Here is a 21,332-nt window from a genome sequence, read left to right on the forward strand (position 1 = left end):
CGCCGCCCCGGCCCCGCCCACCAGGGATCTTGTGTCTATGAGGGCATAAACTGGCTTTATGAGCGATGGGCAGGCGGACACCGGGCAGGACCACCGGGCGCGGCAGGGCGCCGACCCGCACCCCCACAGTGGGCCCCTCGCGCACCGGGTGCCCGACCTCGCGGCGCTGCAACTGCTCCTCGCGGTCGCCCGCCTCGGCAGCCTCGGCCGCGCGGCCCGCGAACTCGGCGTCACCCAGCCCGCCGCCAGCAGCCGCATCCGCTCCATGGAGCGGATGCTCGGCTTCGCCCTCGTGGAGCGCTCGCCGCGCGGCTCCACCCTCACCCCCTCCGGGGCGCTCGTCACGGACTGGGCGCGGCGCGTCGTGGAGGCCGCCGAGGCGTTGGACGTGGGCGCGCAGGCCCTGCGCGGGCGGCGGGACTCGCGGCTGCGGGTGGCCGCCAGCATGACCATCGCCGAATACCTGCTGCCCGGCTGGCTGATCGCCCTGCGCGGCAGCCGCCCGGACACCGCCGTCTCCCTCTTCGCCGGGAACTCCGCGGCCGTCGCGGAACGCACCCTGAGCGGCGCGGCCGACATCGGCTTCGTCGAGGGGCTGCGCGTGGCGCCCGGCCTCGACGGCACCGTCATCGGCCACGACCACCTGGTCGTGGTCGTCGCCCCCACCCACCCCTGGGCCCGCCGGCGCACCCCGCCGGCCCCGGCCGAACTCGCCGCCACCCCGCTGATCCTCCGCGAACGGGGCTCCGGCACCCGCCAGGTCCTCGACGCGGCCCTCGCCGACCACGGCGGGCTGACCGCGCCCCTCCTCGAACTCGCCTCCACCACCGCGGTCAAGGCGGCGGTCGTCAGCGGCGCCGGCCCCTCGGTCCTCAGCGAACTCGCCATCGGCGAGGAACTCGCCGCCCACCGCCTCGTCAAGGTCCCCATCGAATCCGTCCGCCTCGGCCGCGACCTCCGCGCGGTCTGGCCCACCGGCCAGCGCCCGGCGGGCCCGGTGCGTGATCTGCTGGGGCTTACGCGGGGGAGTGGGTGACGGGGGCGATACGCGCGGAGGGCGGTCGACCGCGGAGGCCCGGCGGCGGTCGGCCGGCCATGGCGAACAGGCGCGTGCCGGTGCCGATGGCGGCCTGGTGGCCGGTGGGGTACCGGCAGTTCTCGGACTGTACGGCCGCCATGTGGTCGCGGGCGGACTCTTGCCGAATTCGCCCGTTCTCTGGGCACTCCGCAGGCAGCCGGCTGAGCTGCCCTCAGTCCCCGGATGGCTCTGTCCCAGGCCCGCGATCGCCGCGGGACCTGGATTTCAAGCCGGTGACGGGCCCGCACGGCCTCGGTGCGCTGGACGTACTGCCCGGTGGTGCCGGTGAACTCCCGTTACCTGCCCGGGAATCCGGAGCTCGGCGCGGCTGTGAGCGCTCCGGTCGGCGCGAGCGGCGTCTATGCCTTCACCCCCACCACCGCCCCGTCCGCGCTCGGGGACGAGAACCGCACGGTGCGTACGTCTGTGAAGCCGGTGTCCGTCAGCCACCGCCCGTACTCGCCCGGCGTGTAGTTCTGGCCCCATGTGCTCACCAGCATGTTGAGGCTCATCAGGGCCGGCAGCCGGGGGCCGTCCTTGGTGTCGTCCACCAGCAGCTCGCTGATGACGATCAGCCCGCCCGGCGGCAGCGCCGCGTGGCACTTGCGCAGGATGGAGCGGTTGGTCGGCTCGTCCCAGTTGTGCATGATCTGCGACAGCAGCACCGCGTCGTGCCCGGTCGGCAGGGCGGCGTCGCGCAGGAAGTCGCCCGGCGTCAGTGCGATCCGGTCGCCGAGGCCGGCCCCCTCGACCCGTTCACGCGTCAGCTCGCAGACGAACGGCAGGTCGAGGACGGTGGCGCACAGTTCGGGGTAGCGGCGGCAGAGTTCGATGGCGAACGCGGCCCCGCCGCCCCCGACGTCCAGCAGCCGCCGCACTCCGCCGAGGTCCAGGACCTCGCCGAGCGCCCGGGCGCTCGGCGCCGAGAGGGTGTACATCGCTGACCAGAAGGTCTTCTTCAGCGCCGCGTCCTGGTCGTCGAACATCGACTCCTTGGCCCGCGGGTCGAAGTTGGTGGGGACGTTCCCGGCCACGGCCTCGTCCAGTCGCATCCAGCCCGCGTACCGCCGGTCGAGGGAGAGTACGGCGTCGCCGAAGTAGTCCGGCCGGCCCCGTACCAGGTAGGTCTCGGCCTCGGGGGTGTTGGCGTAGCCCTCGCCCTCGCGCACCAGCAGGTCGAGCGCCGCGCAGGCCGTGAGCAGCAGCTCCGCCGGGCGCTCCGCGATGCCGTGGCGGGCGGCCACCTCGGCGACCGGGAGGCCGGGGGCGGCGGAGAGATCGGAGAACAGGTCCATCCGGGTGGCGACGGCGAGGGTCTTCGCCGCCCAGAGCCCGGTCGCGATGTCCATCAGCCGGTGGGGCGGGGCGGGGGTGCCCGGGTCCGTCACGGCGTCCTCCTCGCGCTGGGCCGGGGCCCGGGGGCCGCGCCCCGGGGGTGGTGGCCGAAAGGAGACGGCCACCACCTCCCAGTGGATCAGCCCCCGGCCGCCGCCACCAGTGCGGACATCACCCGGACGTCGTCACCCGCCTCCGGATGCCACTGCACGGCCAGCGCGAAGCCCCGCGCCCCCGGCAGCTCCACCGCCTCCACCGTGCCGTCCTCCGCGTACGCGCTGGGCACGAGCCCCGCGCCGAGCCGGTCCGCCGCCTGGTGGTGGAAGGTCGGCACCGACACCGCCTCCGGCAGCGCCGCCGCGAGCAGGGTGCCGGGCACCGGCTTCACCCCGTGCCACGCGAAGACCCCGGGCGGACCGCTGTGCCCGCCGTGCCCCACCACATGCGGCAGATGCTGTACGAGCGTGCCGCCCAGCGCCACGTTGAGCAGCTGAAGGCCCCGGCAGATGCCCAGCAGCGGCGTGCCCCGGTCCAGCGCGGCCTCGATCAGGGCGAGTTCCCAGGCGTCGCGCTCCGGCGCGGACGGCCCGGTCTCGGGGAGCCGCTCGGCCCCGTACCGCTCCGGGGCCACGTCGGGTCCGCCCGAGATCACCAGGCCGTCCAGGCGCGCCACCACCGCGTCCGCCGCCGCCGGGTCATCCGGCGGCAGCAGCGCCGCGAGCCCGCCCGCGCGCTGTACGAGCCGGTGGTACCCGACGGGCAGCACCGCCGCCGGCAGCTGCCACACGCGCCAGCGCACGGGGTCCTCAAGGTAGGTGCTGATGCCGATCAAGGGGCCGGTCACGGATGTCCTCCAGTCGCTCGGGGAGATGGCACGGGCTCTTACGTACGGTCCAGTTCCGCCTCGGCCTCGGCCAGCGCCGCGAATTCCTCCTCCGGAGCGGACGCCACCAGCCGGTGCCGGGAGTAGAAGGCGAAATAGCAGAGCGCCACCGCGTACACCCCCAGCGCGATGAACGCGGCGTCCTTGTCCACCAGGAACGTCGCCGCCAGCGCCGAACAGGCCAGCACGAAGGCGATGGAGGAGGTGAGGATGCCGCCGGGGGTGCGGTACGGGCGCGTCAGTGCGGGCTCGCGGCGGCGCAGCACGATGTGCGAGAGCGACATCAGCGCGTACGAGATGGTGGCCCCGAACACCGCGACGTTGAGCATCCGCGCGCCGTCCCCGGTCGCCGCGGCCAGGGCGAAGCCGAGCACGCCGGGCACCAGCAGGCCGAGATAGGGGGCCTTGCGGCGGCTGGTGAGGGAGAGGAAGCGGGGGAGGTAGCCGGCCCGCGAGAGCGCGAAGAGCTGTCGCGAACCGGCGTAGATCAGGGAGAAGAAGGACGCCACCAGGCCTGCCAGCCCCGCGTAGTTGACGATCCGGCTCAAGGCGGTGGGGTGGCCGTCCGGCTGGAGCGCCGCGACCAGCGGATTGCCCGCGTCCTTCATGGCGTTCGCGCCGCCCGCGCCCGTCGAGGCGAGGAAGGTGAGCAGGGCGAGGAGCAGCAGGACGCAGATCGAGATGGCCATCGCCTTGGGCAGGGTGCGCGCGGGGTCCCTCGTCTCCTCGGCGGCCAGCGGTACGCCCTCGACCCCCAGGAAGAACCACATGCCGAACGGGAACGCCGACCAGATGCCCAGGATCCCGAACGGCAGCCAGGAGCCGGCGCCCAAAGCGTCCGTATGCACGGGGATGTCGGTCAGCCGGCCCGCGTCGAAGTCGGTGAACGCTCCGACGGCGAAGACGAGAAGGGCGGCGACGGCGATGCCGGTGACGACGAAGCTGAAACGCAGCGCCTCGCCGACGCCCCACAGGTGGATGCCGATGAACACGGCGAAGCAGGCGAGGTAGACGGGCCAGCCGGAGGTGAGTCCGAACAGGTGCAGGGACTCCACGTAGTCGCCGATGAAGATGGAGATGGCGGCGGGCGCCAGCACGTACTCGATGAGGATCGCGGTGCCGGTCAGGAAGCCGCCCCACGGGCCCAGCGCGCGGCGGGCGAAGCCGTAGCCGCCGCCGGCGGTCGGCAGCACGGAGGCCAGTTCGGCGAGCGAGAAGACCATGCACGTGTACATCAGGCCCATCAGCACGGCGGCGGCCGCGAGCCCGCCGAAGCCGCCCTGCGCCAGGCCGAAGTTCCAGCCCGAGTAGTCGCCGGAGACGACGTAGGCCACGCCGAGGCCGGTCAGCAGCAGCGGCCCGGCGCTGCCGCGGCGCAGCGCGCGCTTTGCGAGGTACGCGTCGGCGGCGGAGCCGGCGGCAGGCGGCGCGGCGGGGGACTCCGTGCGATCGGGTCGATCGGGCATGAACCGCTCCTGCCTACGAGGGTTAAGGTCCGAAGCCATACCTTTGTCGCGGCGGCGGCCGGAAAGCAACCCCCTTGCGCCCCGCAATCTTTCGGCGGCGGCCCGTCGCGCCCGTCGGCGGCTCCCCGCCCGTCAGCTGAGAAACCCCCGCAGCAGCGCCGCCGTCCCGCAGCAGTGCTCCCGCATCACCTCGCGCGCCCCGTCCGCGTCCCCGTCCAGCACCGCCTCCACCAGCGCGGCGTGCTGCTGCTGCGAGTGCTCCAAGTTCCGCACCAGCAGCGGGATGCAGTCCAGCAGATCGTTGACCGTTGCCCGTACCGCCGCGTACTGCGCGGCCAGCGTCGCCGACCCCGCGACGTCCGCCAGCGTCAGATGCAGCATCGTGTCGAGCCGCCGGTAGTCCGCCAGCGGCGCGTCGTGCGTCGCGTCCAGAGCCGCCCGCAGCCGCGCCGCCTGCTCCGGCGCCAGCCCATGGGAGGCGCACAGCCCGGCCGCGCCCACCTCCAGCACCTCCCGGAAGCGCAACGTGTCCTCGACGTCCACCGCCACCAGCCGCCGCCGCAGCTCCTCCGCCCCGGTGGACTCGGCACGGGCCCGTACGAACGTGCCGCCGTACCGGCCGCGCCGGCTCTCCACCAGCCCCTGGTCCTGAAGCACCTTCAGCACCTCGCGCAGCGTCACCCGGCTGATGTGCAGCCGCTCGGCCAGCTCGCGCTCGGCCGGCAGCCGCTCGCCGTGCGGCACCAGACCCAGCCGGACGACCTGGAGTATCTGCTCCAGCGCCTCCTCGAAGCCGTTGCCCGCCCGCACCGGCCGCAGCACCGTCGCGAGACGATCCTCAGCACCGTTCATCGAGCCCCCTTCCCAACCAATGGTCTACGGGCCTACCTTATGACTCCGGTTGCGCAGACAGGAGGCCATCCCGTGGCAGACCGCACGCCCCCGCTCCCGGTCGACGAGCTGCGCACGCTCGTCGACACCGGGGAGATCGACACTGTCGTCCTCGCCTTCACCGATATGCAAGGGCGGCTCCAGGGCAAGCGGTTCGCCGCCCGCTTCTTCCTCGTCGACGCGCTGGAGCACGGCACCGAGGGCTGCAACTACCTCCTCGCCGTGGACACCGACATGAACACCGTCGACGGCTACGCCATGTCCTCCTGGGACCGCGGCTACGGCGACTTTGCGATGCGCGTCGACGCCTCCACCCTGCGCCGCACCCCCTGGAACCCCGCCACCGCCATGGTCACCGCCGACCTCGTCTGGCACGACGGCTCGCCCGTCGCCGCCTCGCCCCGGCAGATCCTCCGCCACCAGCTCGACCGGCTCCGCCAGGCCGGACTGGACCGCACGGGCAGCGGCTGGAGCGCGTACGCGGGCACCGAGCTGGAGTTCATGGTCTTCAACGACACCTACGAGGACGCCTGGACCCGCGGCTACCGCGGCATGCACCCCGCCAACCAGTACAACGGCGACTACTCCGTACTCGGCACCGGCCGCGTCGAGCCCCTGCTGCGCCGCATCCGCAACGAGATGGGCGCGGCCGGCATGACCGTGGAGTCCGCGAAGGGCGAGTGCAACCTCGGCCAGCACGAGATCACCTTCCGCTACGACGAGGCCCTCGTCACCTGCGACCAGCACTCCGTCTACAAGACCGGCGCCAAGGAGATCGCCGCCCAAGAGGGCAAGGCGCTCACCTTCATGGCCAAGTACGACGAGCGCGAGGGCAACTCCTGCCACATCCACCTCTCGCTCCGCGACGAGGCCGGGCGGTCCGTCCTGGCCGGCGGCGACGGCCCGTACGGCATGTCGCGGACCATGGAGCACTTCCTCGCCGGGCAGCTCGCCGCCCTGCGCGACCTCACCCTGCTGTACGCGCCCAACATCAACTCGTACAAGCGGTTCCGCCCCGGCTCGTTCGCCCCGACCGCCGTCGCCTGGGGCCCCGACAACCGCTCCTGCGCGCTGCGCGTCGTCGGCCGCGGCCACGCCCACCGCTTCGAGAACCGGCTGCCCGGCGGCGACGTCAACCCCTACCTCGCCGTCGCGGGCATGATCGCCGCCGGACTGCACGGCATAGAGAACGAACTGGAACTCCCCGACGCGTGCACCGGCAACGCCTACACGGGCGACGCCGAACACGTGCCCGTGACCCTGCGCGAGGCCGCCGACCTGTGGTCCGCCAGCACCGTGGCCCGCGCCGCCTTCGGCGACGAGGTGGTCGAGCACTACCTCCACGCGGCGCGCGTGGAACAGGACGCCTACGACACCGCCGTGACGGACTGGGAGCGATTCCGCTCCTTCGAGCGCATGTGAGGAAACGGAACGACGTGCACGAGCACCAGGTACTCAACCCGGCCACCGAAGAGGTCATCGCCACCGTCCTCGCGACCACCGCCGAGGACGTCGACGCCGCCGTCGTACGGGCCGAGCGCGCCCAGCGCGCCTGGGCGGCCCTCGCCCCCGGCGACCGCGCCCGGCAACTGCGCCGCTTCGCCGCGTGCGTCGACGCGCACATCGAGGAACTGGCCCGCCTGGAGGTCCAGGAGGCCGGCCACCCCATCGGCAACGCCCGCTGGGAGGCCGGCAACGTCCGGGACCTCCTCGACTACGCGGCCGGCGGAGCGGAGCGCCTGACCGGCGCCCAGATCCCCGTCACCGGCGGGCTGAACGTCACCTTCCACGAACCGCTCGGCGTCATCGCCGTCATCGCGCCGTGGAACTTCCCCATGCCGATCGCCGCCTGGGGCACGGCCCCCGCGCTCGCCGCGGGCAACGCCGTCCTCCTCAAACCCGCCGAGACCACCCCGCTCACCGCGCTCAGGCTGGCCGAGCTCGCCCTGGAGGCCGGGCTCCCCGAAGGGCTCTTCCAGGTCCTGCCGGGGGCCGGCCCCGTCGCGGGCGCGGCCCTCGTCCGCCACCTGGGCGTCGCCAAGGTCGTCTTCACCGGCTCCACCGCCGTCGGCAAGCAGATCATGGCCGAGTGCGCCGCGCGGGTGAAGCGGGTGACCCTCGAACTCGGCGGCAAGAACCCCAACATCGTCTTCGCCGACGCCGACCTCGAACAGGCCGCCGCGGCCGCCCCCGGCGCCTTCCTGGACAACACCGGCCAGGACTGCTGCGCCCGCAGCCGCATCCTCGTCCAGCGCGACGTCTACGACCGCTTCATGGAGCTGCTGGAACCCGCCGTCCACGCCTTCACCGTCGGCGACCCGGCCGACGCCGCCACGCGGATGGGCCCGCTGATCTCCGCCGCGCACCGCGAGCGCGTACGGTCCTACGTACCCGAATCCGCGCCCGCCACCATCCGCGGCGAGGCCCCCGAGGGCAAGGGCTTCTGGTATCCGGCGACCGTCCTGGAGGCCGCCCCCGGCGACCGGACGGCGACCGAGGAGATCTTCGGGCCCGTCGCCGTCGTCCTCCCCTTCGAGGACGAGGCCGACGCCGTCCGCCTCGCCAACGCCACCGACTACGGCCTCTCCGGCTCGATCTGGACCCGCGACGTGGGCCGCGCGCTGCGCGTCTCGCGCGCCGTCGCGGCGGGCAATCTATCCGTCAACTCGCACAGCAGCGTCCGCTACTCGACCCCGTTCGGCGGCTACAAGCAGTCCGGGCTCGGCCGGGAGCTGGGCCCGGACGCCCTCGCCGCCTTCACCGAGACCAAGAACGTCTTCCTGAGCACCGACGCCTGAGCACCGACGCCTGAGCACCGGCGCCCCAGCAGCGGTGCCCCGAACAGTGACGCTTGACCACGATGGAGGAACGCAAGTGAGCGACCAGACCCCCGTGTGCCGCCGCCTGGTGGGCCGTACCGCCGTCATCACCGGAGCCGGCAGCGGCATCGGCCTGGCCACCGCGCGCCGCCTCGCCTCCGAGGGCGCGAACGTCGTCGTCGCCGACATCGACGAGAGCGCCGGAAAGGCGGCGGCCGACGAGGTCGGCGGCCTCTTCGCCAAGGTCGACGTCACCAGCCCCGAGCAGGTCGAAGCGGCCTTCAAGACCGCGCACGACACCTACGGCTCGGTGGACATCGCCTTCAACAACGCCGGCATCTCGCCGCCCGACGACGACTCCATCCTCACCACCGGCCTCGACGCCTGGAAGCGCGTCCAGGAGGTCAACCTCACCTCCGTCTACCTCTGCTGCAAGGCCGCGCTCCCCTATATGCGCGAGCAGCGCCGGGGCTCCATCATCAACACCGCCTCCTTCGTGGCCGTGATGGGCGCCGCCACCTCGCAGATCAGCTACACCGCCTCCAAGGGCGGCGTGCTCGCCATGTCCCGCGAACTGGGCGTGCAGTTCGCCCGCGAGGGCATCCGGGTCAACGCGCTGTGCCCGGGCCCGGTCAACACGCCGCTGCTGAAGGAGCTGTTCGCCAAGGACCCCGAGCGCGCCGCGCGCCGCCTCGTCCACGTCCCCGTGGGCCGCTTCGCGGAACCCGAGGAGATCGCGGCCGCCGTCGCCTTCCTCGCGAGCGACGACTCCTCCTTCGTCAACGCGGCCGAATTCCTCGTCGACGGCGGAATCGCGGGCGCGTACGTGACCCCGATGTAAGGTCCATGATCAATACCGGGACCGGCCGCCCGGCCGGTCCCGGTGTCTGTCCTGGCCCCCCACGTCTTGGAGGACGCATGCGCACCAAGCACGCTCTCGTCGCCTCGCTCGCCGCCGTCTCGGCGCTCGCCGCCGCGGTGCCCGCCACCGCCGCCACGGCCCCCGCTGCCCCCGAGAGCACGGCCGCCGCCCGTTCGGCGCACACGAACTGCCCGCAGCTGGACAAGAACCTCACGTGGTTCGGCGACAACCGCCACAAGCTCCAGCGGATGATCGACGAGCGCGGCCGCTGCTCCGGCCATGGCGGGCCCCGCCCGGTCGCCGCCTTCGACTGGGACAACACCGTCGTCAAGAACGACGTCACCGACGCCACGCTCGCCTGGGCGCTCAAGCACGACAAGATCCTGCGGCCCGCGAGCTGGCGGTCCACCAGCAAGTGGATGACGCCGGCCGCCGCCCGCGATCTCACCAGAGCCTGCGGCACCTCCGTCCCGGTCGGGACGCCGCTGCACACCTCGCGGAACACGGCCTGCGCGGACGAGATCATGGAGATCCGCGCCGAGTCCCGCACGATGAGCGGCAAGGCCGCCTTCGCCGGCGAGTGGAACCACCGCCGCACGGTGCCCTCCTACGCCTGGATCCCCCAGCTGTTCGCCGGGCAGCGCCCCGCCGCGCTCACCTCGTACGCCAAGCAGGCCCGTACCGAGGCGCTGGCGGCCCCGATCGGCTCCACGCAGACGGTCGGCACCCACAAGATCGCCGGATACGTCCGCTACTACGACCAGCAGAAGGACCTCATCCACACGCTCAAGGCGGCCGGCTTCGACGTCTACATCGTCTCCGCCTCCTCCGAGCCCATCGCCGAGGCATGGTCGGGCGGCGTCGGTCTGGACCGCAAGCACACCATCGGCATCCGCAGCCTCACCAGCCACGGCAAGATGACCACGGGCATCCGCACCTGCGGCGACGTCAAGGGCACCGGCGGCGACGCGCTGCCGTTCATGGACGGCAAGCGCTGCTGGATCAACCAGGAGATCTTCAAGAAGAAGGGCGCCGAGGCCTGGCGCCAGCAGGACCCGGCGCACCGCATCGCACTGGGCGGGGGCGACGCGAACACGGACGTGACGTTTGTGAACGACGCGACCGGCGCGCACCTGGCCATCAACCGCAACCAGGGCGAGCTGATGTGCCGGGCGTACGACGACGCCGACCACCGCTGGGTCGCCCAGCCGATGTTCATCGACCCGATGCCGGCCAAGTCCGGTACGTACCCGTGCTCGACGACGGCCTACGTCAACACCGACGGCGTGGGCGGCCCGGTCCGGCGCGCCGACAGCACGGTCGTCCCGGACCAGCACGACGCGGCCCACCTGTAGGTCCGCCCCCGGTCGCGGACCGGGCGGTCACAGGAACGTACGGCCCTCACCGCGGTAGGTGGGGGCCGTCTCCACGACCCGGTCCCCGTCGATCAGGTGCAGCGCCTCGAAGCGCTCGCACAGCTCGCCCGCCTTCGCGTGCCGGAACCACACCTTGTCGCCGACCAGCAGATCGTCCGCGGGCTGCCCCAGCAGCGGCGTCTGCACCTCGCCCGCCCCCTCCAGCGCGTCGAGCCGCAGCCCGGCCGGCAGATACGGCACCGGCAGCCGGTCCTTGCCCGCGGCGCCGGACGCCGGATAGCCGCCGCCCAGCACCGTCACCACGCCCACGCCCGGCCGCCGCACCACCGGCAGCGCGTACAGCGCGGCCGGGCGGCCCCGGAAGGACGTGTAGTTGTCGAACAGCCGCGGTACGTACAGCCCGGACCCCGCGGCGACCTCCGTGACCGCGTCCTCGGCCGCGGTGTGCTGGACGCTGCCCGTGCCGCCGCCGTTGACGAACTCCAGGGCCGGGGCGACCGCGCGCACCGCCCGTACGACCTCGGCCCGCCGCGCGGCCAGCTCCCTGCGCGCGGCGGCCTGCATCAGCCGGATCGTCCGCGACCGCACCGGCCGTCCGGCCAGCCGGTCGCCGACACCCGCCACATGGGCCTCGTACGCCATCAGGCCCACCAGCCGGAAGCCGGGCCGGCGGTCGATCGCGCGGGCCAGCTCGGCCAGTTGAGCGGGGGAGCGCAGCGGTGAGCGGAGCGCCCCGATCCGTATTCGGCCGCCCAGCAGCCGCAGAGAGGTGTCCAGCTCCAGGCAGACCCGGATCTCCTCGCCGCCGCCGGACCGCGCCGCGTCGATCAGATCGAGCTGGTGGACGTCGTCCACCATCACCGTCACCGCGCCCGCGAGTTTGGCGTCGCCGGCCAGTCGCGCGAACGCCTCCCGGTCGGCCGACGGGTATGCCAGCAGGACGTCCTCGAACCCGGACCGCGCCAGCCACAGCGATTCCGCGAGCGTATAGCTCATGATCCCGGCGAAGCCGTCCCGCGCCAGCACCCGCTCCAACAGCGCCCGGCACCGCACCGATTTGCTCGCCACCCGGATCGGCTTGCCCCGTGCCCGGCGCACCAGATCCTCGGCATTGGCGTCGAACGCCGCCAGATCGACGACGGCGACGGGAGCGTCGAGATGAGCGGTGGCCCGGTCGAAACGGGCCCGGTCGGCAGCTGCGGCGGACATGCCCGCAGCTTGTCAGAAGGCGTTACCACTGGGTAGAGGTACGGCCCGTGCGAATGGCGGCCGACGCCCCGTAGAGTGGCGTACACATGGCGACCGGCAGGTCAGCGGGGTGTTCTCCGCATGCGAACCGGCCCGCCCACCAAGGCCGTCGGGCGGTACGGCGGGCCGCTCGCGAGGGGGAGCGCAGTTGAGCACCGAGGCGCGAGGCGTGCTGGGCTCCCAGTCCCCACTGCCCCCGCCGCGGCCCGCGCGGCCACCCGCCATCCCCTCCCGGCCCGCGCAGCGGCCCTTCTCGGCGGGGACGGCGGCGCGGCCCGTCAGTACGCACCCGGAACTCGCGGAGCACATGCCCACACCTCCCTGGTACCGCTCGGAGCCCCCGGACCCCGCCTTCACCGGCCACGACCCCGACGAGCGGCCGCCCCGCGGCCGGAGCCGGCTCCGCGCGGCGGCGTCCGCCGTCTGCCTCGTGCTCGGCCTCGGCCTGCTCGGCGGCGCCGCGGCGGGGAGCCTGCTGGGCGGCGAGGCGGGGGCCGAGTCGGCCGCCGAGGCCACGTACGAGCAGGGCGGCACCCTGTGGCGGACGGCGCCGGTGGACGCGATCTTCCCGCCCACGCTGCACGGCGACGCCGCGGGGCCCGGCGGCGCGGACCGCACCTGGCGGCGGATCGCGGTCGCGCCAGACGCCGGCTGCTCCGGAGCGTTCGACCCGCTGCTGGCCAGGGCGCTGTCGCCGGTCGGCTGCGAGCGGCTGCTGCGCGCCACGTACGCCGACGCGACGACGACCAGCGTGACGACGGTCGGGCTGCTCGTCACCAAGGCCGACGCGGCGACGATGGGCGCTCTGCAGCGGCGGTTCGGCGAGGAGGGGCTGGCGGAGCGCCCCGATCTGCTGCCCCGCCCGTACGCGGCGAAGGGCACCGCGGCGGCCGGGTTCGGCGACGCGCAGCGCGCCAGTTGGCAGCTCAGGATCCGCACGGATACCCCGGCGGTGCTCTACGCCGTGACGGGCTTCGCCGACGGCCGGAAGGCCGCCGATCCGCAGCCCGCGGTCCGGGCCATCACGCCCGGCGCCACGACGGTCGTGGCCCAGGCGGGGCTCGGGCATGACGCGAAGGGCGTCTGCGACCAGGTCGAACACGCCTTTGTCAAAGGCGTGAAGAAAGCGGCCGGGGAGGCCGCCCGATGACCACGCCCGCGACGGCCGGCCACCCGGCGCCCCGCCGCGCACGTCCCACCCGCCCCGCGCGCCGCGCGCGTCCCGCCGAGCCTGCGCGACGGGCACGTCCCACCGGCCCTGCGCGCCGCGCGCTTCTCGCGCTGACCGCCGCCGCGCTGGCGGTGCTGCCCGCGCTGACGGCGGCCCCCGCGCACGCCGACGCCATACGCGACCAGGAGTGGGGGCTCGACGCCGTCCACGCCCAGGACGCCTGGCGCACCACCAAGGGCAAGGGGATCACCGTCGCCATCCTCGACACCGGCGTCGACGACAGCCACCCCGACCTCGCGGGCCAGGTACTGCCCGGCAAGGACCTCGTCGGCTTCGGCGCGCAGAGCGGCGAGAGGGCCTGGGCACGGCACGGCACCGCCATGGCCGGGATCGTCGCCGGCCGCGGCCACGGACCGGACGACGAGGACGGCATCCTGGGCGTGGCCCCCGAGGTCAAGATCCTTCCCGTCCGGGTGATCCTGGAGGACGGCGACCCGGCCCGTAAGAAGGCCCGCGCCGTCCGCGGCGGCGCGCTCGCCGACGGCATCCGCTGGGCCGCCGACCACGGCGCGGACGTGATCAACCTGTCGCTCGGCGACGACAGCGACTCCGCGCACCCGGAGCCCCGCGAGGACGCCGCGGTCCAGTACGCGCTGAGCAAGGGCGCCGTCGTCGTCGCCTCGGCCGGCAACGGCGGCGAGAGCGGCGACCACGTCTCCTACCCGGCCGCCTACCCCGGCGTGATCGCCGTCACCGCCGTCGACCGGTACGGCACCCGCGCCTCCTTCTCCACCCGCCGCTGGTACTCCACGGTCAGCGCGCCCGGCGTCGACGTCGTCATCGCCGACCCGGACCGCCACTACTACGAGGGGTGGGGCACCAGCGCGGCGTCCGCCTTCGTCTCCGGCGCGGTCGCCCTCGTCCGCGCCGCGCACCCGGACCTCAGCCCCCTCCAGATCCGCCGGCTGCTCACCGAGACCGCCCTGGACGCCCCCGAGGGCGGCCGCAGCGACGCCCTCGGCGCAGGGCTCGTCGACCCGGCCGCCGCCATCGAGGCCGGCGGCCGCCTGACGCCGGAGTCGAAGACGCCGCTCGCCTCGAACCGTGCCCAGCGCTACTTCGGCACGGGCCCCCGCACCGGCCACGCCGACCACGACGGCGAGGGCCCCGACCTCCTGGCAGTCGCCGCGGCGACGGGAGGCGCGCTCCTGCTGGTGGCCTCGGTATTCCTGTGGCGCGGCGGCGGCCCGCGCCGCGACCGGGGGACGTTCGGCGGGTACTGACGGCCGGGGCGCGGCTCGCGGGTGTCTCCGGTCTGATGGCCGGGTAGTGGTAACCCGGGCTATTCGAAGTTACGGAATGGCCGATCTTCCCCAGCCTGGCGCGAGCTGCTTATGTGCACGAGTCCTGGGGAGGACGTTGGCCGGTTCGGCTTAGTCGGCTTCCCCCAGGTAGCTCAGGGCTTGGCGGAAATCGTCGAGGGCGGGCCTGAACTCGCTGGCGGCGGTGTGGAAGGTCGATCGGTCGATCAGGATCCTGGCCAGTGTTCGCGTTCCCTCTGTCGGGTCGTGCTGAGACAGCCGGCGGGCCAGGCCCACTCCGTCGTCGAACAGGGAGCGCACTCGCTCCGCGAACAGATGGGTGTGGTTCTCCCAGTAGACGGCGGAGCGGATGGTGAGGACCCGATGCAGGCGGACCAGTTCGGCCAGGTGCTGGTCCGGATCCTCGGTGGCTCGCTGAGCGAGGGTGTCCACCTCTTCACGGAGGGCATGACGGCTGTCGAAGTAGCGCCGCTTGGCATCGGGCGACCACTGCATGGGCGCCGTCCCCGAAGGCGGACGCGGTCCATCGGACGCAGGACGATCGCTTTCGGCGCCGGAGAAGGTCAGCAGCGCTGCCCAGAACTTCGACTGATAGCCGCTCCAGGACTTCCGCTCACCGGTATCGGCCAACTCCGTCAGCAAGGCGAGTGCCTCTTGCCGCACGAGGGCCGCCTGCTCGCCTCGGCCGTAGGTGTCGAGCATCTGCGCGTACCCGATGAGCGAGTAGAGATAGCAGGCCATCGGGCCGCTGTCGTTCTCGGCTTCGGCCGCTTCCATGCTGACGAGTCTCCCGAACGCGGCGAGCACTTCGCTGGACCGGCCGGCGTCGTGGAGAGCGGCGATCCAGTCCAGGAGTGACCGGGCGAGACCTCCGCTGCTGGGACCGTCAGGCAGGATTGCTGCGACCAACTCGGTCAGGGCATCGGCAGCCTCGGCATACCGGCCTTCCTCGGAAAGCCCGGCAGCCCACTCATGGAGCCCTTTGGCCACGGGGCCTTTGGACAGTTCGGCCTGTGCACGACTGATGGCGAGCATCTCGGCGCGCATGGCCAGCCCTTCGACGCGCCGGCCTACGATGTACAGCTCTCTCTGGCATGTGTTGAGGGCCTCGTACAGAACGCCCGCACGGGCAGGTTCGGCCGGATCGATGGCCCGCGCCACGGCCAGGGCCTCTTCGTGCAGCGCGAGACTGTCCGGATGCTTCCTGCCGGCGCTGGTGTCGTAGCTCAGCCGTTGCAGTGCTTTGGACAGGAGCGGCAGGTACGCGGCGGGGCTGACCTGGGCGAGCACCCGGTAGGCGTCGACTTCCTCGCGCGGAGTGCGGTGTCCCGACGCGAGCAGCACATTCCGCGCCCGCACGATGTCGTCTTGATCGACTTTCCCCGAGTGGTTCATAACGGAGATTCTGGGTGCCCCGCAGAGGGCTGAACAAGGCTGGTCACCTGTGTCGTTCGTCCTACGAAAACGCACTCTGACCTCGGCCTCGAAGGCGCGGTCCAGTGCTTTGCGCATCATCGTGTTCATGAAGTCCGTGCTGACTCCTAATGGTGGGCTCGGGTATTGGAACTCTCGGAATGCCTGCCTCACGCCCTGCGTCATTGAAGTTGAAGCGTTGCCACTGAAGGCTGATGGTCAGTAGGTTTGCGCCATCATGAGGACGCGAGATCTGAGGTTCGGCTTGTATGCAGACGAGCAGGGGCTGGCATGGGTCAGGGACATCGTCGACCGGACTGCAGGTTCCCGGAGTGCCCGGATCGCCACGTTGGACGTTGCACGTACCTATCCCGATAGCGACCTGACGACCGCTGAGATGTACGACTTTCTGGCAGAACAGTGGGCCCTCGAACACCCTGGTCAGAACAGCGGCGACCGGGAAGCGGTTGAGCTGCGGGTCCACCTGGGGTGTTCCCTGCGGACATGGCGAGCGATCCGCAAGACAGTGATCAAGACTCTGTGTCCGGAAGGCATGGCGCCTCACGCTTGTCGTGTTCCATGGTGTTCCTGAGCTGGTGCACGTTCTCGGCGAAGCACCACGATGCCGTTTCTCCGCCTTCGACGGCGCATCTCATGAGCTGTTCCTTCGGCTGATCTCGGGCTGCGTAGGCACCCCAGTCTCCGGCTGCGGCTCGCTGCCATTTGACGGCGGCGGTGATGTCGATGCCGAGGGTGCGGGCGAGAACCGCGGCGGGCAGTTCGGTGGCGAGCTGGAACAGCGCGGTCGAGCGGGCCTGCGCGAGCCGGACGCCGAGGTTGCGGAGTCGTTCGCCCATGGCCCAGGCACTGATCGGGCGGCCGGGTTGGCCTCCGGGGAAGAGCCAGGGCGAGTCTGTCCGGCCGAGGACGGCATGACTGCGGCGAACCGAGACCTGCTGTCGGGCCAGGTCAGCGACGGGGACGGCTCCGTCGGTCTCCTCGATGTGGTCGACGGTGAGCCGGGAGATCGCAGCGGGCCACTGGGCATAGAGGAGCAACAGCAGGCCGACGAGGCGGTCTTCGGGCTTGAGGGTGTCGTCGTGCAGCAGGCGTCGGGCGGTGGCCCAGCGGGCCTCGTCGTCCATCGGCTGTGAGGGGCCGTTCCATCGCTCGGCCGGGAAGCTGAGATCGCGGGCGATCTTCTGGGAGAGGGCCCAGCGCACGCAGTGGCCTGCCTCCTGGCGAAGACGGGCGTCCTCGCTGGTCATCCAATGATCAAGGTCGGCCTGTCGGCGGGTGGCAAGGGTCAGGTTCTGGCCTTCGAGCCCGTTCATGAGATAGACGCCCGCCCGCAGGTGTTTCCGCGCGACCTGGAGCTGGTAGTACGTAGTCTCCTTGCTGTGACTGCGACGGCGAAGCCGTCGTAGGAGATGCCAGGTCGCGCATCGGATGCAACTCCCCGGGGGTCACTGGCCTCGCACGCCCGGCCTCACCCGCCGCCCTCGCCCACCACCACGGCCGGGGCGCCCCGGGCCACCGGCCCGCGGCCGGGCGGTGGCAGGGCCCCGGATACCCTCGACGCGTGGAGCTCAAGAACATTCCGGATCCCGGTTTCTCCGACGACGACGGCTCCGCCGACGCCGCCCTCGCCGAGGCGCTCGACGCCTGGTCGCGGGACGCGTCCGCCGAGCCGCGCGTCCTGGCCGCGCTGGCCGGCGCGCGGCTGCTCGTACCCGTCGTCGCGGTGCTGGGCGAGACCGAGACCGGGCCCGACGGGCTGCGCCGGGAGAAGACCAGCGACATGGCCGTACCGACGCTCCAGGCGCCGGACGGGCGCCGGGCGCTGCCCGCCTTCACCTCCACGGGGAACCTCGCGCGCTGGCGCGCCGACGCGCGGCCGGTGGCCGTGCCGCTGCACCAGGCGCTGCGGGCCGCCGCACACGAGAAGGCCGACACCATCGTCCTCGACCTGGCCGGTCCGGTCACCTATCCGCTGGCGGGCCCCGCCCTGCTCGCCCTCGCCGAGGGCCGTACCAGCACTGACCCGCTCGCCGACCCGGCGGTGGCCGACGCGCTGCGCGCCGTGCTGGCGGCCGAGCCCGGCGTGCTGAGCGCCCAGCTGTCCGAGGCCGGGGACGGCGACGGGACCCTGGCGCTCGCCCTCGACCCCGGCGCCCCGGCGCGCGAGGTGGCCGGGCGGGTCGCGGAGGCGCTGGCGGCGGACGAGGTGCTGCGCGCCCGGCTCGTACGGGGGCTGGACCTGGCGCTGCTGCCGCCGGGGGCCGCGGCCTCCGGCGAGGTGCTGTTCAGCCGCTGATCCAGGCATCGATCCAGGCACTCGGCTCCGACAGGCGGAACCGGCGGGACCGTCCGACAATGCAGGGACAGTTCAAGATCCACCGCCTGGAGGACGCCATGGAGACGAGAACTGTCGTATCGGAGTTCATCGGCACCCTGCTGCTGGTGTTCTTCGGAGTCGGAGCCGCGGTCCTGGGCGCCGACTACATCGGAGTCCTGGGCATCGCGCTCTCCTTCGGCTTCGTCCTTTTGGCCCTGGCGTACGCGCTGGGCCCGGTCTCGGGCTGCCACGTCAACCCGGCCGTCACCCTCGGCATGCTGCTGGCCCGGCGCATCACGGGCCGTACGGCCATCGAGTACTGGATCGCGCAGCTCGTCGGCGGCATCGTGGGCGCGGGGCTGCTGTACTGGCTCGCCCAGACCGTGCCGGGGCTCAAGACCGACGAGACGTTCGGCAGCAACGGCTGGGGCGGCCGCTCGGCCGTGCACATCAGCCTCGGCGGTGCCTTCCTGGCCGAGGTGATCCTAACGTTCCTGCTGGTCTTCGTGGTGCTCGCGGTGACGCACAAGGTCGCGGTCGTCGGCTTCGACGGCCTGCCGATCGGCATCGCCCTCGCCGTGATCCACCTGGTCGGCATTCCGCTGACCGGCACCTCGGTCAACCCGGCCCGCAGCCTGGGCCCGGCCCTCTTCGCGGGCGGCCAGGCGCTCTCCCAGCTGTGGCTGTTCATCGTCGCGCCGCTGGTGGGCGGGGCGATCGCCGCGGTGGTGCACCAGGTGACGCACCCGCCGCAGAGCCCCAAGGCCGTCGCCGACGAGCGGGCGGCGACCTGAGCCCTGCCGCCGCGCCCGGGGCCGTAAGGGGCGCGCTCGTACGGGAACGCGGGCGTACGGGCCCGGGCCCGGCGGGCGCCCCGGCGCTCGCTCAGCCGAAGACGGGGCCGGTGTACTTCTCGCCCGGCCCCTGGCCCGGCTCGTCCGGCACCGCGGACGCCTCGCGGAACGCCAGCTGAAGTGACTTGAGGCCGTCGCGCAGCGGCCCCGCGTGGAAGGAGCTGATCTCGGTCGCGCTCGCGGAGATGAGCCCGGCGAGCGCCTGGATCAGCTTGCGCGCCTCGTCCAGGTCCTTGTGCTTGTCGCCCTCCTCGGCCAGGCCCAGGTTGACGGCGGCGGAGCTCATGAGGTGCACGGCGACCGTGGTGATCACCTCGACCGCGGGCACGTCCGCGATGTCGCGGGTCATGGCCCCGAAGTCCGGCGCCTCGTCCGAGGGGCCGGGCTCACCGGGGGTGGGGGCGGGGATGGCGTCGCTCATGGTGGTTCTTCCGCTTCTTCCTGCTGGACGGTGCGCTCCAGCGTACGGCGCGGCCCCGGGCGCCCGGATGCGGTATCGTGGGTGGTGACCGGCCGGACACTCATGTGACCGGCCCACAAGTGGAGGCTCCGATCTCCCACCTGACCGACCTTCGGGACGGCAGGTCACCGGTCCGGCAGTGCCCATCGTTCCGTACGGACGATGTGGAACCGCCCGATGCGCCCCGCGGTGAAACGCGGCGGTGTTCCGGTTTGTGAGGAGCCCCGCCTGTGTCCCGTCCGGGGCGTTTTGTGCGTCACGAGTCACGATGGGCTGGTCATACCGAAACAGACGTTACGCGGCTGTCCGCCAGGCGGTCGCGTGGTGCAACCGAGGAGGCCCCATCAGCGCCGAGCCCCGCATCAACGACCGGATTCGAGTCCCCGAAGTGCGACTTGTCGGTCCCAGCGGCGAGCAGGTAGGCATTGTGCCGCTTGCCAAGGCCCTGGAGCTTGCGCAGGAGTACGACCTCGACCTCGTCGAGGTGGCGGCGACCGCTCGCCCGCCGGTCTGCAAGCTCATGGACTACGGGAAGTTCAAGTACGAGTCGGCCATGAAGGCCCGTGAGGCGCGCAAGAACCAGGCGCACACGGTCATCAAGGAGATGAAGCTCCGGCCGAAGATCGACCCGCACGACTATGACACCAAGAAGGGTCACGTCGTCCGGTTCCTCAAGCAGGGCGACAAGGTCAAGATCACGATCATGTTCCGTGGTCGCGAGCAGTCCCGGCCGGAGCTCGGCTTCCGGCTGCTGCAGCGGCTGGCGGAGGACGTCCAGGACCTCGGCTTCGTGGAGTCGAATCCGAAGCAGGACGGCCGAAACATGATCATGGTTCTCGGCCCGCACAAGAAGAAGACCGAGGCGATGGCCGAGGCTCGCGAGCTGGCCGACGCCCGCAAGGCGGAGCGTCGCGGCACCGCGCACCAGGACCGTGACGAGGTCGTCGCGGAACCGGTCGAGGAGCCCGCCGAGCAGCCCGCCGAGGCGTGAGGCAGGGGCCGAGCGCCCCGGCCGTGCCGGGGCAGCGGCCCCGCACACCGACCGAAAACCTGACGCTCCCGCACGCCGGCCCGCCGGCCGGGGGAGCGCCACCGACGAGGAGAGTACGGCGCATGCCGAAGAACAAGACGCACAGCGGTGCCAGCAAGCGCTTCAAGATCACCGGCTCCGGCAAGGTGATGCGGGAGCGCGCCGGCAAGCGCCACCTGCTTGAGCACAAGTCGTCCAAGCTGACGCGTCGCCTCAGCGGCAACGCCGAGATGGCCCCGGGCGACGCCAAGAAGATCAAGAAGCTTCTCGGCAAGTGATCTCCGCGCCCCGCTGAGAGGGGCGCGGAGCCGAATACCGGGACCTATTCGTTTTCGGGCCGCGTGAGAGACGACCGCGGCCCCGCTACAAGGAGTTAACAAGTGGCACGCGTCAAGCGGGCAGTCAACGCCCACAAGAAGCGCCGGGCGATCCTGGAGCAGGCCAGCGGCTACCGGGGCCAGCGCTCCCGCCTGTACCGCAAGGCCAAGGAGCAGGTCACCCACTCCCTGGTCTACAACTACAACGACCGCAAGAAGCGCAAGGGCGACTTCCGTCAGCTGTGGATCCAGCGCATCAACGCCGCTGCCCGCCAGAACGGCATGACGTACAACCGCCTCATCCAGGGTCTGAAGGCCGCCAACATCGAGGTGGACCGCAAGATCCTGGCCGAGCTCGCGGTCAACGACGCCAACGCGTTCGCCGCGCTCGTCGAGGTCGCCCAGAAGGCGCTCCCGAGCGACGTCAACGCCCCGAAGGCCGCCTGAACAGCAGCCCGAGGCAGTTGAA

Annotated in this window: 20 protein-coding genes; 12 read left to right on the top strand and 8 right to left on the bottom strand. The window is 72.3% G+C overall.

Features of this window, described 5'->3' with window-relative positions; genetic code table 11:
• Positions 1 to 58: 58 nt before the first annotated feature.
• On the top strand, positions 59 to 1,036 hold the full coding sequence (locus AC07AB_RS36435) for a LysR family transcriptional regulator (RefSeq protein ID WP_478576216.1): 978 nt from the start codon (positions 59 to 61) through the stop codon (positions 1,034 to 1,036).
• A 401-nt stretch (positions 1,037 to 1,437) separates the two neighbouring features.
• Here AC07AB_RS36435 and AC07AB_RS36440 read toward each other — a convergent pair whose 3' ends face one another.
• The 4 genes from AC07AB_RS36440 to AC07AB_RS36455 form a co-directional block, all read right to left on the bottom strand.
• Positions 1,438 to 2,466, bottom strand: a complete 1,029-nt coding sequence (locus AC07AB_RS36440) for a methyltransferase (protein ID WP_478576217.1) — start codon at positions 2,464 to 2,466, stop codon at positions 1,438 to 1,440.
• A gap of 86 nt (positions 2,467 to 2,552) precedes the next feature.
• A complete protein-coding gene (locus tag AC07AB_RS36445; RefSeq protein WP_478576219.1) occupies positions 2,553 to 3,257 on the bottom strand; it encodes a gamma-glutamyl-gamma-aminobutyrate hydrolase family protein in 705 nt (234 codons plus the stop codon).
• Between the two features lie 38 nt (positions 3,258 to 3,295).
• Positions 3,296 to 4,762 (bottom strand): ethanolamine permease, encoded by a 1,467-nt coding sequence (gene eat / locus AC07AB_RS36450; RefSeq protein ID WP_478576221.1) that lies wholly within the window; start codon positions 4,760 to 4,762, stop codon positions 3,296 to 3,298.
• A gap of 132 nt (positions 4,763 to 4,894) precedes the next feature.
• A complete protein-coding gene (locus tag AC07AB_RS36455) occupies positions 4,895 to 5,614 on the bottom strand; it encodes a FadR/GntR family transcriptional regulator (RefSeq protein ID WP_478576223.1) in 720 nt (239 codons plus the stop codon).
• A gap of 72 nt (positions 5,615 to 5,686) precedes the next feature.
• Here AC07AB_RS36455 and AC07AB_RS36460 point away from each other — a divergent pair, with 72 nt between their 5' ends.
• The 4 genes from AC07AB_RS36460 to AC07AB_RS36475 all read left to right on the top strand — a co-directional run bounded on the left by AC07AB_RS36460 (position 5,687) and on the right by AC07AB_RS36475 (position 10,689).
• Complete coding sequence (locus AC07AB_RS36460; RefSeq protein ID WP_478576225.1) at positions 5,687 to 7,075, top strand: glutamine synthetase family protein; 1,389 nt, start codon at positions 5,687 to 5,689, stop codon at positions 7,073 to 7,075.
• 14 nt (positions 7,076 to 7,089) lie between these two features.
• The gene (locus AC07AB_RS36465; RefSeq protein WP_478576227.1) at positions 7,090 to 8,451 is read left to right on the top strand and encodes an aldehyde dehydrogenase family protein; all 1,362 of its coding nucleotides are present in this window, start codon (positions 7,090 to 7,092) and stop codon (positions 8,449 to 8,451) included.
• A gap of 76 nt (positions 8,452 to 8,527) precedes the next feature.
• Positions 8,528 to 9,313, top strand: a complete 786-nt coding sequence (locus AC07AB_RS36470; RefSeq protein WP_478576229.1) for a 3-oxoacyl-ACP reductase — start codon at positions 8,528 to 8,530, stop codon at positions 9,311 to 9,313.
• A gap of 77 nt (positions 9,314 to 9,390) precedes the next feature.
• On the top strand, positions 9,391 to 10,689 hold the full coding sequence (locus tag AC07AB_RS36475) for an HAD family hydrolase (RefSeq protein WP_478576231.1): 1,299 nt from the start codon (positions 9,391 to 9,393) through the stop codon (positions 10,687 to 10,689).
• A 27-nt stretch (positions 10,690 to 10,716) separates the two neighbouring features.
• On the opposite strand, the gene AC07AB_RS36480 is transcribed toward AC07AB_RS36475, so the two are convergent.
• Positions 10,717 to 11,919, bottom strand: a complete 1,203-nt coding sequence (locus AC07AB_RS36480; protein WP_478576232.1) for an amino acid deaminase/aldolase — start codon at positions 11,917 to 11,919, stop codon at positions 10,717 to 10,719.
• 187 nt (positions 11,920 to 12,106) lie between these two features.
• On the opposite strand from AC07AB_RS36480, the gene AC07AB_RS36485 reads away from it, so the two are divergent.
• On the top strand, positions 12,107 to 13,108 hold the full coding sequence (locus AC07AB_RS36485) for a hypothetical protein (protein ID WP_478576234.1): 1,002 nt from the start codon (positions 12,107 to 12,109) through the stop codon (positions 13,106 to 13,108).
• Positions 13,105 to 14,412, top strand: a complete 1,308-nt coding sequence (gene mycP / locus AC07AB_RS36490; protein WP_478576236.1) for a type VII secretion-associated serine protease mycosin — start codon at positions 13,105 to 13,107, stop codon at positions 14,410 to 14,412. Before AC07AB_RS36485 ends, mycP begins: the two co-directional genes overlap by 4 nt.
• A 150-nt stretch (positions 14,413 to 14,562) precedes the next feature.
• Here the strand turns inward: mycP and AC07AB_RS36495 are convergent, their stop codons facing one another.
• Together AC07AB_RS36495 and AC07AB_RS36500 are read right to left on the bottom strand one after the other, a co-directional pair.
• The gene (locus AC07AB_RS36495; RefSeq protein ID WP_478576238.1) at positions 14,563 to 15,975 is read right to left on the bottom strand and encodes a hypothetical protein; all 1,413 of its coding nucleotides are present in this window, start codon (positions 15,973 to 15,975) and stop codon (positions 14,563 to 14,565) included.
• Positions 15,976 to 16,394: 419 nt separating this feature from the next.
• Complete coding sequence (locus tag AC07AB_RS36500) at positions 16,395 to 17,198, bottom strand: hypothetical protein (RefSeq protein ID WP_478576240.1); 804 nt, start codon at positions 17,196 to 17,198, stop codon at positions 16,395 to 16,397.
• Positions 17,199 to 17,446: 248 nt separating this feature from the next.
• On the opposite strand from AC07AB_RS36500, the gene AC07AB_RS36505 reads away from it, so the two are divergent.
• A complete protein-coding gene (locus tag AC07AB_RS36505) occupies positions 17,447 to 18,181 on the top strand; it encodes an SseB family protein (RefSeq protein WP_478576242.1) in 735 nt (244 codons plus the stop codon).
• Between the two features lie 98 nt (positions 18,182 to 18,279).
• A complete protein-coding gene (locus AC07AB_RS36510) occupies positions 18,280 to 18,996 on the top strand; it encodes an MIP family channel protein (RefSeq protein WP_478576317.1) in 717 nt (238 codons plus the stop codon).
• A 91-nt stretch (positions 18,997 to 19,087) separates the two neighbouring features.
• On the opposite strand, the gene AC07AB_RS36515 is transcribed toward AC07AB_RS36510, so the two are convergent.
• On the bottom strand, positions 19,088 to 19,477 hold the full coding sequence (locus tag AC07AB_RS36515) for a DUF1844 domain-containing protein (protein WP_478576243.1): 390 nt from the start codon (positions 19,475 to 19,477) through the stop codon (positions 19,088 to 19,090).
• A 307-nt stretch (positions 19,478 to 19,784) separates the two neighbouring features.
• Between AC07AB_RS36515 and infC the strand changes: the two genes are divergently transcribed.
• The 3 genes from infC (at position 19,785) to rplT (ending at position 21,310) form a co-directional block, all read left to right on the top strand.
• Positions 19,785 to 20,507 carry a translation initiation factor IF-3 gene (gene infC / locus AC07AB_RS36520; RefSeq protein WP_478576244.1) on the top strand — a complete coding sequence of 241 codons (723 nt, stop codon included), beginning with the start codon at positions 19,785 to 19,787 and terminating at the stop codon, positions 20,505 to 20,507.
• A gap of 122 nt (positions 20,508 to 20,629) precedes the next feature.
• A complete protein-coding gene (gene rpmI / locus AC07AB_RS36525; protein ID WP_478576246.1) occupies positions 20,630 to 20,824 on the top strand; it encodes a 50S ribosomal protein L35 in 195 nt (64 codons plus the stop codon).
• Positions 20,825 to 20,926: 102 nt separating this feature from the next.
• Positions 20,927 to 21,310, top strand: a complete 384-nt coding sequence (rplT, locus tag AC07AB_RS36530; RefSeq protein ID WP_018103794.1) for a 50S ribosomal protein L20 — start codon at positions 20,927 to 20,929, stop codon at positions 21,308 to 21,310.
• Positions 21,311 to 21,332: the final 22 nt, after the last annotated feature.

The organism is Streptomyces sp. NPDC044033 (assembly GCF_056434425.1).

Bases quoted from the DNA above. Each gene is read 5' to 3' on its own strand.
- AC07AB_RS36435 (WP_478576216.1), top strand. From the start codon at position 59: ATGAGCGATGGGCAGGCGGACACCGGGCAGGACCACCGGGCGCGGCAG.
- eat (WP_478576221.1), bottom strand. From the start codon at position 4,762: ATGCCCGATCGACCCGATCGCACGGAGTCCCCCGCCGCGCCGCCTGCC.
- AC07AB_RS36455 (WP_478576223.1), bottom strand. From the start codon at position 5,614: ATGAACGGTGCTGAGGATCGTCTCGCGACGGTGCTGCGGCCGGTGCGG.
- AC07AB_RS36475 (WP_478576231.1), top strand. From the start codon at position 9,391: ATGCGCACCAAGCACGCTCTCGTCGCCTCGCTCGCCGCCGTCTCGGCG.
- AC07AB_RS36480 (WP_478576232.1), bottom strand. From the start codon at position 11,919: ATGTCCGCCGCAGCTGCCGACCGGGCCCGTTTCGACCGGGCCACCGCT.
- mycP (WP_478576236.1), top strand. From the start codon at position 13,105: ATGACCACGCCCGCGACGGCCGGCCACCCGGCGCCCCGCCGCGCACGT.
- AC07AB_RS36495 (WP_478576238.1), bottom strand. From the start codon at position 15,975: ATGAACACGATGATGCGCAAAGCACTGGACCGCGCCTTCGAGGCCGAG.
- AC07AB_RS36500 (WP_478576240.1), bottom strand. From the start codon at position 17,198: ATGAACGGGCTCGAAGGCCAGAACCTGACCCTTGCCACCCGCCGACAG.
- AC07AB_RS36510 (WP_478576317.1), top strand. From the start codon at position 18,280: ATGGAGACGAGAACTGTCGTATCGGAGTTCATCGGCACCCTGCTGCTG.
- AC07AB_RS36515 (WP_478576243.1), bottom strand. From the start codon at position 19,477: ATGAGCGACGCCATCCCCGCCCCCACCCCCGGTGAGCCCGGCCCCTCG.
- infC (WP_478576244.1), top strand. From the start codon at position 19,785: ATGGGCTGGTCATACCGAAACAGACGTTACGCGGCTGTCCGCCAGGCG.
- rpmI (WP_478576246.1), top strand. From the start codon at position 20,630: ATGCCGAAGAACAAGACGCACAGCGGTGCCAGCAAGCGCTTCAAGATC.